This window comes from Endozoicomonas sp. ONNA1 (assembly GCF_024606325.1).
In the GTDB taxonomy this organism is placed as follows: Bacteria; Pseudomonadota; Gammaproteobacteria; order Pseudomonadales; family Endozoicomonadaceae; genus Endozoicomonas_A.
On sequence record NZ_JAHHPN010000654.1, the window covers coordinates 25,688 to 38,409 of the forward strand.

General features: G+C 49.3%; 6 protein-coding genes. 3 read left to right on the forward strand and 3 right to left on the reverse strand.

What is annotated here, in order from left to right; all coding sequences use genetic code 11:
- Nucleotides 1-2: 2 nt before the first annotated feature.
- The 3 genes from KDK19_RS15395 (at nucleotide 3) to KDK19_RS15405 (ending at nucleotide 5,840) form a co-directional block, all read left to right on the forward strand.
- A complete protein-coding gene (locus KDK19_RS15395; protein WP_257254068.1) occupies nucleotides 3-1,883 on the forward strand; it encodes a hypothetical protein in 1,881 nt (626 codons plus the stop codon).
- Between the two features lie 119 nt (nucleotides 1,884-2,002).
- Nucleotides 2,003-3,736 carry a hypothetical protein gene (locus KDK19_RS15400; RefSeq protein ID WP_257280677.1) on the forward strand — a complete coding sequence of 578 codons (1,734 nt, stop codon included), beginning with the start codon at nucleotides 2,003-2,005 and terminating at the stop codon, nucleotides 3,734-3,736.
- Nucleotides 3,737-4,043: 307 nt separating this feature from the next.
- Nucleotides 4,044-5,840 (forward strand): hypothetical protein, encoded by a 1,797-nt coding sequence (locus KDK19_RS15405; protein WP_257292297.1) that lies wholly within the window; start codon nucleotides 4,044-4,046, stop codon nucleotides 5,838-5,840.
- An 86-nt stretch (nucleotides 5,841-5,926) separates the two neighbouring features.
- Here the strand turns inward: KDK19_RS15405 and KDK19_RS15410 are convergent, their stop codons facing one another.
- The 3 genes from KDK19_RS15410 to KDK19_RS15420 all read right to left on the reverse strand — a co-directional run bounded on the left by KDK19_RS15410 (nucleotide 5,927) and on the right by KDK19_RS15420 (nucleotide 12,453).
- Nucleotides 5,927-8,146 (reverse strand): hypothetical protein, encoded by a 2,220-nt coding sequence (locus KDK19_RS15410; RefSeq protein WP_257254319.1) that lies wholly within the window; start codon nucleotides 8,144-8,146, stop codon nucleotides 5,927-5,929.
- 146 nt (nucleotides 8,147-8,292) lie between these two features.
- A complete protein-coding gene (locus KDK19_RS15415; RefSeq protein WP_257254320.1) occupies nucleotides 8,293-10,251 on the reverse strand; it encodes a hypothetical protein in 1,959 nt (652 codons plus the stop codon).
- A 123-nt stretch (nucleotides 10,252-10,374) separates the two neighbouring features.
- Nucleotides 10,375-12,453 carry a hypothetical protein gene (locus KDK19_RS15420; RefSeq protein ID WP_257292298.1) on the reverse strand — a complete coding sequence of 693 codons (2,079 nt, stop codon included), beginning with the start codon at nucleotides 12,451-12,453 and terminating at the stop codon, nucleotides 10,375-10,377.
- Nucleotides 12,454-12,722: the final 269 nt, after the last annotated feature.

The window sequence follows — 12,722 nt, forward strand, 5'->3', positions numbered from 1 at the left end:
CTATGCCAGAACGCAAGGATAGAATTCTTCGACACTCACTCTTTGCAGAAATGCTGTTGCTAGTGTCGTTATCTGTCGTCTGTCGGGCCGAACCATTGACAGAACGTTTTGTTATCGAACTTCGACAAAATGCAGATGAACAACGGGAGGCAACATCTGTGCTGATAAAGGGTGACCAACCGTATGCGACCATCATAATGGTGTATGGGTCTGTTGATAACCCATCGCAGTACCGGCCATCAGAATCATCCGGCCAGCGAGTCCCGCAGGAAACTACTGCTCAGTCTGGAGGCTCATTCACTGGTCTCTTGTATTCCGACTCTGGCGACGGTAACGGAGATCCTGAACAATCCACACACACTTTGGATTTAAATTGTTTCGTCCACCCCTGTTATGGTGTTTGTCAATTCCGGCTATCAGGAGCAACACCCGCGCAAAACTCATGCCGTTACCCGGTGAATGAACACTGCCATGGTTGTATACGCCATTTTGATTCTGGAAACGCAACACACTCAATGAGTCCGGGGTCGGCCTACACTAAAGACCCTGACGGTTCAGCCAATGATGATGCACCCATGCCCGGGAATGTGCCTGTCTCTGTTGATGACCAGATGATAATCAACGGTTTACTCAGCCTGCGTGGTTCTGGTCCTCGAGGAGAAAAGGGGATTTCCTGTACGTTTGCCTATTTCACACGCCCAGTGGTGTCTTCGCCTGCGGGTTGTCTTCCTTCCGGAGGGGTTACCCATTGCCAGCAAACCGTGTCGAATCATAAAAGAAGAAACCGTACCGGACAGCGAACCTGTGACGTGACCGTGGCCGGAGAAGATGGCCGACAAGAGTCATGTGGTAAGGTCTGCAAGGGTACTCGAGCTCTGTCGGATCACAAAATAAGAGCTCACACCGGGCAAAAAACCTGTGACGTGACCGTGGTCAGGGAAGACGGCCAGATGCGGCCATGCGGAAAGATCCTCAAGAATGCGAAATTGCTATCAGTTCATAAAAGCAGGGATCACAGCGGGCAAAAAAAATGTGACATAACAGTGGTCTCAGAGGATGGCCAACAGCGGCCATGCGGGAAGGTCTGCAACAATGCTGTGGCCTTGTCGAATCACAAAATAAGAGCCCACTCGGGGCAACAAACCTGTGTCGAAAAAGTGGTTGGTGAGGATGGCCAACAAGGGCCATGCGAGCGGGTCTTCAAGAATGCTAAAGCCCTGTCGGATCATAAAAGAAGGGACCATAGCGGTCAACAAACCTGTGATGTGACCGAGGTCGGGGAAGATGGCCAGCTGCGGCCATGCGGAAAGGTTCTCAAGAATGCGTCATCCTTGTCGGTTCACAAAAGCAGAAATCACAGCGGGCAAAAAACCTGCAAAGTGCTTGTGGTCGGGGAAGATGGCCAGCCGAGGGCGTGCGGAAAGGTATGCAAGAATGCGTCATCTTTGTCAGTTCACAAATACAGAGATCACAGCGGGCGAAAAACCTGCGACGTGACCGTGGTCGGGGGGGATGGCCAGCCGAAGCAATGCGGAAAGGTCTGCAAGAGTGTGTCATCTTTGTCCGATCACAAAAGCAGAGCTCATAGCGGGCAAAAAACCTGCGACGTGGCCGTGGTCGGGGAGGACGGCCAGCCGAGGCCATGCGGAAGGGTTTGCAGGAATGTGCTATCTCTGTCAATTCACAAAAGCAGGGCTCACAGCGAACAAAAAACCTACGAAATGATCGTGGTCGGGGAGGATGGCCAGCCGAGGTCATTCGGAAAGGCCTTCAGGAATGCTCATGACCTGTCGGAGTACAAAAGAAGACAACGTAAACGCAAGCCTGTTGATGTGAATCAGGACGAAGGCCTCAGTCCTGATGAGGGCAAAGTGAATAAGTAACAGTCAGAACTGACAGAAGCCCTTTCACGAGGTTTTCTTGATCTATCCTTCCTTTCTGTATATCAGAATGCAGGGACAGAATTATTCAAAACTCACCCTTTGCAGCAATGCTATTGCTGATGTTGCTATTATCTGTCGTCTGTCGGGCCGAACCTTTGACAGGTCATTTCATTGTCGAAGGACCATGCAGTTGCGGGATAAAAACAGCCCTTTTTGAGTCAATTTCGTTGCAATCGCTTCACGCCACAAACCTGTTGGTTGGTTATGAACCGATCCTGACCAGCAGAGACTCTCCTCTAAACTCCAGCTCTTGTTCATGGCTGCCAATAGAAATGGCTCTGATTGTCAGTTGGCTTTTAAAAAACTGCCGGAACCCTGATTTACCCCTGTTAAATCCGATTGAGCAACAGGAGTTGATCTCTGCGCTGACACTGGGGGATTGCCCGTTTGAGACCATGGCAATGATGCATGGCTCTGGCGATAAAACACCACAATACCCGCCATCAGAGTCATCTGGCCAGCAAGTCCCGGAAGCTAATATCCAGCCTATAGGCTTTTTCACCAGTCTCCTGTATTCTGACTTTGGCGACGGTAACGGAGACCCTCAACAGTACTCACACACTTTAGGTTTGCATTGTTTTGTCCATCCCTGTCACGGCTTTTGTCAATTCGGGCCATCAGTTGCAACGTCGCCAGAAAGCTCATGTTATCATTCGTTGAATGAACGCTGCCTTGTTTGCAAACGTCATTTTGGTCCTGGAAACGCTATATACTCGATGAGCGCAGGCTCCACCTATACCAATGACCCTAACGGCCCAGCTAAAGACGATGTGCCCGTGTCCGTGAATAAGCCTGTTTCTGCTGATGATCAGGTTATAATTGATGGATTACTCTGTCTAAGTGATCGCAGTCTTCCGGAAAAAAATGGGATTTCCTGTACGACTCCCCATTTCACAGACTCAATGGGGGCTTCAGCCTCGGTTTGTCCTCCAACCTGTGACGTGAGACTGGTTGAGAACGAGGTTCAGCAGCCGCCATGTGGGAAGGTCTGCAAGAATGCTCATGTCCTGTCAGAGCGCAAAAGAAGAGAACGCAGCCGGCAACGAAGCTGTAGCGTACCAGTGGTAAGAAAAGCTGGCCGACCGGAACCATGCGGAAAGGTCTGCAAAAGTGCTTATGCCCTGTCGGGGCACAAAAGAAGAGAGCACAGCGGGCAACGAACTTGTGGAGTAACTGTGATCGGAGAGGATGGCCGGCCGCGGCCATGTGGAGTGGTCTGCAAGCATATTCATGACCTCTCGGAACATAAAAGAAAAGAGCACAGCAGCCAAAAAATCTGTGACGAGACAGTGGTTGGGGAGGATGGTCAGTCGTGGCCATGCGGGGTGGTTTGCAGGAATGCTCATGTTCTGACGAATCACAAAATCAGAGAGCACAGTAGGCAAAAAACCTGCGACGTGAACGTGCTCGGGGAGGATGGCCAACCGCGGCCCTGCGGACATATTTGCAAGAATCGTAAAGTCCTGTCGGATCATAAAGTAAGGCTCCACAAAGGGCAAAAAACCTGTGACGTGATTGTAATCGTGAGGGATGGCCAGTTAAGGCCATGCGGGACGGTCTGCAAGAATCCCAAAGCCCTGTCGACTCACAAGAGCGAATACCATACCGGGCAAAAAACCTGTAGCATCGCCGTAATCGGGGAGGATGGTCAGCAGCGGCCATGCGGGAGGGTCTTTAGGAATGCCCGCGCCCTGTCGGATCACAAAAAACAACATCGAAAACGCAAGCCTGTTCATGTGAACCAGAATGATGCCTTCACTTCTAAAGAAGTTGAGGCGAAAAGGGTAAAGTGAATAAGTAACGGTCAGATCTGACAGCAGTCCTTTCTCCAGCTTTTCTTGATCTATCCTTCCTCTCTGTCCACCAGAATGCAAGGATAGAATTATTAAACACTCCTTCTTTGCAGCCTTGCTGTTGCCGATATTGTTGTTGTCTGTCGTCTGTCAGGTCGAAGCATTGACAGAACATTTTTTTGTTAAGCTTGAATCAAATCCAGATTCTCCAAAAAAAAGCTTTTCTATAAAGCGTGGCTGTCATAGATCGTCTAAGTGTCCGTCAGTCATTGCCAAAACCAACGGCGACGCGGGACCAGGTTTGTCAATGGATGACAAACGACACAGATCTAGCCGTTACGGAATAAAAACGACCCCTATTAAGTCGATTTCGTGGCAATGGCTTTACGCCACTCACCTGCTGGTGGGTCACGAATTGATCCTGACCAGCAAAGACGCCCCTCTATGCTGCGCACCTTATTCATGGCTGCCTGTAGAAGTGGTCGTCATTTTCGGTTGGCTTTTTAAAAACTATTGGAACCCCGAATCACCCCTGTTTAATCCGATTGAGCAACAGGGGGCAACTACTATTTTGACACGGAGGGATTATCCGTTTGCGACCATCACTCTGATGTATGGCTCTGGTGGTAATCCACCACAAGATCCACCATCAGAACCATCCGGTCAGCAAGTCCGGGAAGCCACCATTTACCCTAGAGGTTTTTTCATTCGTCTTATGTATTCTGACTTAGGCGATGGTAAAGGAGGCCCTCAAGAGTTCTCACACACTTTAGGTTTAAATTGTTTCGCTTATCCATGTCATGGCGTTTGTCAATTCCAGCCATCGGGAGTAACACCCGGACAAAGCGCGTGCCCTCATTCGGTGAATGAACACTGTCTTGGTTGCACAAACCATTTTGGTCCTGGAAATGCCAGACAACCAGTGAGTGCAGAAGCAGTCTCTATCAGTGACCCTGACGAGATACTCAATGATAATGTACAAATACCCGGGAATGTTCCCTTAAACGTTGATGACGAGATTATAGTGGATGGTTTACTCAGTCTTCGAAAATCCCCGGGTTGTCTTCCTTCCGGAGGGGCTACCCATTGCCAACAAACTCCGTCTAATCGAAAACAACAAGTGCGGACAGGGAGGCAAGTCTGTGATATTGCAGTGGTCGGGGAGGATCTCCAACAACGGCCATGTGGAAAGGTCTGCATGAATGTCACAACTCTGTCATATCTCAAAAGTGGGTACCACAGCGGGCATAGGATCTGTGACCTGATAGTGGTTGGGAAGGACGGACAGCCGCAGCCATGCGGGATGATTTTCAAGGGTGCTAAAAGCTTATCGGATCACAGAGGCAGAGAACATTCAGGGCAACAAACCTGTGACGTGACCGTGGTTGGAGAGGATGGTCGGCAGCGGCCATGCGGGAAGGTCAGCAGGAATGCCAAAGCCCTGTCGTCTCATAAGAGTGGATACCACAGCGGGCAAAGAATCTGTGACGTGATAGTGATCGGTGAGGATGGTCAGCCGCAACCCTGTGGGAAGGCCCGGAAGAGTCTGCAAGATCTGTTGGACCATAAAAGAAGGGACCACAGCGAACAACAAACGTGTGAAGAGACAAGGGTCGGGGATGATGGCTTGCAGCGGCCATGCGGAAAGGTCTTCAAGAATAGTAAATCCCTGTCGGAGCACAAAAGCAAATACCACAGGGGGCCACAAATCTGTGGTGTGACAGTGGTAGGGGAAGCCGGCGAGCCGCGACCATGTGGGACCGTCTGCAAGAATGCAAAAGTCCTGTCGGATCACAAAATCAAAGTCCACAGCGGGCAACAAACCTGTAAGGTGAGCGCGGACGGGGAAGATAGCCAGCAGCGGCCATGTGGAAAGGTCTTCAACAATGCTAAAGCCCTGTCGGATCACAGAAGAAAATACCACACCGGAGAAAAAACCTGTCAGGCAAAGGTGGTCGGAGAGGATGGACAGCCACAGTCGTGCGGGAAGGTCTGCAAGAGTGCTCAAGCCCTGGCGGATCACAAAAGAATACATCGAAAGCGCAAGCTTGTTGATATGAATCAAGACGACCACCCCACTCATAAATCAACCATGAGTGACTGAAACAATTTTTTGTCACCCCTGGTGATGAAAAATTTCTCACAGTAAAAAAGATAAAGTAACAAGGCTCTGTAGGAGAAGGTGTCAGCTCAAGGGTTAAGGTCATCATCCTTCTTCAGGTCTTCAAACTTGCGTTTCCGATGTCTTCTTTTGTGATCCGACAGGGCACTGGCACTCTTGCAGACCTTGGCGTATGCTCGTTCCTGGCCACACTCCCCGACGAATTTTACATCACAGCTTCGTTGCCCGGTATGCTCTTTTCTTTTATGTGACGACAGGGATTGAGCATTCTTGCAGACCGTCCCGCAGGGTTGCTGTTGGCCATTCTCCCCGACCACGGCCACATCACAGGTTTTTTGTCCGGTGTGGACTTTGCTTTTGTGAACTGCCAGAGACAGAGCATTTTTGTAGACCATCCCGCATGGCCGCGACTGGTCATCCTCCCCGGGCACGCTTATTTCACAGGTTTGTTGGCCGGTGTGGACTTTTTTTTTGTGAGATGACAGGTCTCCAGCATTCTTACAGACCCACCCGCACGGTCGCTGCTGCCCTCCCTCCCCGACCGCGGTCACATCACAGGTTTTGTTTCCGCTGTGGTATCTGCTTTTGTGAACTGCCATAGAGGGAGCATTCTTGCAGACCGACCCGCATGGCTGCAGCTCACCATCCTCCCCGGTCATACTCATATCACAGATTTGTTGTCCGCTGTGGTACCTGCTTTTGTGATATGACAGTTCCTGAACATTACTGCAGACGGTTCCACATGACCGCTGTTGGCCGTCCTCCCCGACAACGGATATGTCACAGGTTTGTTGCCCAGTGTGGTGTTTCCTTTTGTGAATCGAAAGGTTATTAGCATTCTCGCAGACCTTCCCACACGGCCGTTGCTGGCCATCATCTCCGACCACGGCTACCTCACAGGTTTGATGTCTGCCGTGGTTTCTTCTTTTATGTTCGGACAGAGCATGAGTATTCTTGCAGGATTTTCCGCATGGCTGCCGCTGGCCATCCGCCCCGATCACATTAACCTCACAGATTTGTTGCCCACTGTGAGATCTGCTTTTATGAACCGACAGAGATAACGCATTTTTGAAGGTTTTTCCGCATGGCTTCGACTGGCCATCCTTACGGCCCACTTTCAAGTCACATGTTTTTTGCTCCGTGTGGGCTCTTCTTTTGTGATTTTCCAGGGTTCTAAGACCCTTGCAGACCTTCCCGCACGGTAGTTGCTGGCCATCTTCTCCAGCCACTATCACGTCACAGGTTAGCTGCACGGTGCAGTCTCTTCTTTTACGATTAGAAAGGGCTTGCTGGCAATGAGTAACCCCTCCGGAATGGAGACAACCCGAAGATGATGGCACCACCGGGCGTGAAAATTGGGCAAGCGTACAGGAAGTCCTGTTTTCTTCTGGAAGACTACGACCACCCAAACTAAGTAACCCATCAATTATAATCTGGTCATTTACAGAGACACGCACATTCCCGGGCATTGGGACATCGTCATTGACTGATCTGTTAGGCTTATTAATATAGGTGGCCCCTGAATTCATTGGTTGCGTTACGTTTCCAGAATCAAAATGTTGTATACGACTATGCATGTTTATATTCTCTGAATAAGGACATGAGATTTGTTCGGGGGTTGCTCCCGATGGCCGGAATTGACAAACACCGCAGCAGGGATGGACGAAACAATTTAAACCTAAACTATGCAAATATTGATGAGGGTCTCTGTTACTGCGGCCAGAGTCAGAATACTGGAGCCGAACGAAAGAGCCTGTAGGTTGGCTGCTAGCTGCCGGGACTCGGTGGCCAGCTGATTCTGATGGCAGGTATTGTGTTTGGTTATCACCAGAGCCATACATCATACTGATCGTCGCAGACGGCTCATCCCCCTCTCTCAGTACAGAGTTTGCCTCCTGTAGTTCAATCGGGTTAAACAGGGATAATTGGGGGTTCCAATAGCTTTTAAAAAGCCAACTGACAACGACAATCACTTCTACAGGTAGCCATGAATAAGGGGTCGAACCAAGAGAGACGTCTTTGGTGGTCATGGTCAGTTCGTAACCCATCAGCAGATTGGAAACGTAAAGCGATTGCCAGAAAATCGACTCAACAAGGGGCGTTTTCATTTCGTAACTGCCAGGTCTATGTCGCTTGTTATCAGATGGTAAATCGGGTTCTGCATAGCTGTTTGTTTTGGCAATCACTGACGGGCTGTGTGTCAACGTGTGCCGGACAGGCTTTATAGAAAAGCTTTTGTTTGGAGAGCCTGTATTCTGTTCAAACGCGACAACAAAACATTCTGTCAACGGTTCCGCGTGACATGCGACAGATAACAACAATATCAGCAACAACGGTGCTGCAAAAAGAGAGTGCTTAATGATTCTATCCTTGCATTCTGGTTAACAGAGAGGAAGGATAGATCAAGAAAAACTCGTGAACGGCGGGTGCCAGATCAAGGACTGATATCATTGTCCTGTGCCAAATCAACAGGCTTGCGTTTCCGATGTTTTCTTCTGTGATAATGCAGCTCTTCTTTACTCTTGCAGATCTTTCCGCATTGCCGCGACAGGCCATCCCCCTCGAACACTATCACGTCACAGGCTTTTTGCCCGGTGTGATCTCGTCTTTTGTGAAGCGACAGGGCAGGAGCATTCTTGCAGACCTTTCCGCATGGCCGCAGCTGGCCATCCTCCCCGAACACGAACTTGTCACAGATTTGTTGTAATCTGTGGACTTTGCCTCTGTGACCCAACAGATCTTGAATATTTTTACAAACCTTCCCGCATGGCCGCAGCTGGCCATCCTCCCCGACCACAGTTGAATCACAGATTTTTTGTCCGGAGTGCTCTCTTCTTTTATGATGTGACAGGGCTGCAGCGTTCTTGCAGACCACACCACATGCTCGCTGCCGGCCATTCTCCCCGATTATGGTCACGGCACAGTTTTTTTGCCCGGTGTGGTATTTGGTTTTGTGAGTTGACAAAGATGGAACATTCTTGAAGACCATCCGACATGGTCTTGGCTGTCCATCTTCTCCGACCACGGTAACGTTACAGATTTGTTGCCCACTGTGAACTTTTCTTCTGTGCTCCCATAGGACATTAGCATTATTGCAGACGTTTCCGCATTGCCGCTGCTGGCCATTCTCCCCGATCACGATCACATCACAGATTCGTTCCCCGCGGTGGTATCCGCATTTGTGATTCGACAGCACGCGAGCGTTCTTGCAGGCCTTTCCGCATGGTCGTCGCAGACCATTCTCCTCAACCACAGTTACATCACATATGAATTGTCTAGTGTTGTGTGTAACTGGTATTGCTCCTTCGTGAGAAAGATGAAGTTGGCTCTGATCCAATTGGGATGATTCGGTGGTGGTTGGTTGTCTTTCTGAATGGTCATGAGTAAAGAGTATCTGGTCTCCTTCGAGAAGATACCGCAAATCGAGTGACTTATTAACGACCTCAAAATCCTCTGTCTTGGAAGGTAGGGTTTCGAACAATGCCACATCATCAATGAGTGACCCGGCAACGTCGGTGGTATGGGCGACTTCGTCTCCAGGGTTTCCATCAAATACAGGGTCATAATCGAATGGGAGTTGAACGTCAGAAAGATCATTCTGATCTACGCAACTTAAGCGGTGTCCATCAGCCAAATACGGGTACGAGCTATTCAGAGAGTTCTGCTGCGATTCAACGGACTCTGTACTATCGAATGATATCCGGAAATTACAAACGCCATGACAGGGATGGACAAAACAATTTAAACCTAAAGTATGTGAGTTTTGTTGAGAGTCTCCTTCATCGTCGCCAGAGACAAAATACTGGAGACTGGTAAAAGAGCGTGCAGGTTCAGTGGTGGCTTTGGTAACTTGCTGGCCCGATGATTCTGAGGGTGGGTATTGTGTTGGGTTATCTCCCGATCCATACATCATAGGGATGCTCGCAAATGGATGATCCTCCTCCTGTATCAGCATGGATCTTGACTCCTGCAGTTCAAGCGCTTTAAACAGCGGTGCATTGAGGTTCCAATCGCTTTTTAAAAGCCAACTGACAACGACAACCACTTCTGCAGGTAGCCATGAATAATAGGTGGAACCAAGAGGGGTGATTCTGGTGGTCAGGATCAGCTCGTAAACCACCAGCAGGTGCCAACTGTAAAGCCATTGCCACGTAATCGACTCAACAAAAATCGTTTTTATTCGATAACTGAACGTTTTTTGTCGTTTGTTATAAGATGACAAATCTGACTCTGCATAAACTTTAGAGGCGGCAATGACAGGCGGGTAATGTGGCAATGTATGACAGCCATACTTTATAGAAAAACTCTGATTTGGATAATCTGCATTTTGGTCAAGCTCAACAATAAAAGATCCTGTCAATAGTTCGGTCTGACAGACGTTAGACAACAACATCAGCAACACCAGTGCAGTAAGGTGTGATTGTTTAATATTTCTATCCCTGCATTCCGGTTGACAGAGAGGAAGAATAGATCAAGAAAAGCTCGTGGGAGCGCTGCTGTCCGGTCTGATCGTTGCTTATTCACTTTTCACTTTACCTTCTTCAGGAGCTCTGTCGTCGTCCTGATTCTCATCAACACGCTGGCGTTTTCGATGTCTTCTTTTGTGATCCGACAGGGAATGAACATTCTTAAAGATCTTTCCGCATGACTGCTGCTGTCCATCCACCCCAACTGTTATCATTTCACAGGTTCTTGGCTCACGGTGCTGTCTGCTTTTGTGATTTGCAAGGGCATGAGCATTCTTGCAGATCTTGCCGCATGGCTGTGGCTGGCCATCCTTCCCGACCATGGTCACCTTACAGCTTTTTTGCCCGCTGTGGACTTGAATTTTGTGATCCGAAAGGGCTTTACCATGCTTGCAAACTGTCCCGCATGGTCGCGGCTGATCATCTTCACCGACCACTGTTGCACCACAGGTTTGTGGCCCTCTGTGGTATCTGCTTTTGTGCTCCGTCAGGGATTTAGTATTCTTGAAGATCTTTCTGCATGGTCGCTGCAAGCCATCCTCCCCAATGTCTGTCTCTTCACAGGTTTGCTGTCTGCTGTGGTCTCTTCTTTTGTGATCCGCCAGCTCTTGAGGTTTCTTGCAAACTTTCCTACAGGGATGCGGCTGGCCATCCCCTCCGAGCACGGTCATGCCACAGATTTTTTCGCCGATGTGTTCGTTTCTTTTGTGAACCAACAAGGCACTAGCCGTCTTGCAGAGCTTCCCGCAGGATCGCCGCAGACCCTTCTCCCCGATTACGGTCACCTCACAAGTTTTTTGCCCGGTATGATATTGGCTTTTGTGAGTCGACAGAGATTGGGCATTCTTGAAGATGGTCCCGCATGGTCGCGGCTGATTATCTTCTGTGAACAGTGTTGCGTTGCAGGTTTTTTGCCCGCTATGTACGCTTCTTTTGTGATTCGCAAGAGTATGAGCATTCATGAAGACTTCCCCGCATGGCTGTTGTTGACCATCTTTCCCTGCCACTATCAGGTCACAGGTTTTTTGTCCGGTGTGGTATTTGCTTTTGTGAGATGACATGGATCGAACATTCTTGAAGACTTTCCCGCAGGGTCGCTGCAGACCATCCTCCCCGAACACGGTCACGTTGCAGGAAGGAAGGCGACCCAGAGGTGAAATCCCGATTGGGTATGAGAAACGGGGAGCTGTACAGGAAATCCCGCTTCCTTCTGGAAGACCGGGATTACTTAGCCTGAGTAACCCATCGATTATAACCAAGTCATCAGCAGAGACAGGCACATTCCGATGTGTTGGTACATCATCTTTCACTGCCCCGTCAGGGCCATTGTTGCTGGCAGACGCGGGACTCATTGGGTGTATTGCGTTTACGGGACCAAAATAGCCTATGCAAGTAAGGCCGTGTTCATTCAGCGAATGAGAGCGTGAGCTTTGTCCCGATCTTGCTCCCGGAAATTGACAAACGCCATGACAGGGATGAACGAAACAATTGAAACCCAAAGTGTGTGAGTTTTCCCGGGGCCCTCCGTCACCGCCATCAGAGTCAGAATACAGGAGATGATTGAAAGAGCCTGCAGGGTGACAGCTCGCTATCCCGACTCTCTGGCCGGATGATTCTAGTGGTGTACATTGTGGTCGGTTATCACCAGAGCCATGCATCATAGTGATGATCGCAAACGGTTGACCGTCCTGTGTGAGCACAGAGGCTGCCTCCTGGTGTTGACTGTGGTTAAACAGCGGTGAAGTGGGATTCCAGTAGCTTTTTAAAAGCCAACTGACAACAACCACTTCTATAGGTAGCCATAAATAAGGGGTGGAACTCAGACGCACGTCCTTGGTGACCGGGATCAGTTCGTAACCCACCAGCAGGTGAGCAGCGTGAAGCCACTGCCACGAAATCGACTTAATAAGGGTCGTTTTTATTCCGTAACTTTTATATTTGTGTCGTTTGTTATCAGGCGGCAAATCTGGTCCTGCATCGCCGTTGGTATTGGCAATGACTGGTGGATCCTGCGTCAATGTATGACAGCCACGCTTTATAGAAAAGCTTTTGTTTGGGGAACCGGAATTCTGCTCAAGCTCGACAACAAAACGTTCCGTCAACGACTTCGCCTGACAGAAGGCAGACATCAGCAACAGCAGTGCTGCAAAGAGGGAATGTTTAATAATTCTATCCCTACATTCTGGTGGACAGAGAGGAAGGATAGATCAGGAAAAGCTCGTGAAAGGGCTATTGTCAGATCTGGCTGTTATTTGTTCATTCTAACCTTGTTACCTCTCTCTGTAGGGGACAATTTCGAGACAAAGCTTGATATGAAAGGGTGAATAGGTGACCGATAGCAAGTATTCTGCAAGCCCATTACCTCAAGCAGTCACCTTTCGTGCAACACACCCATTCA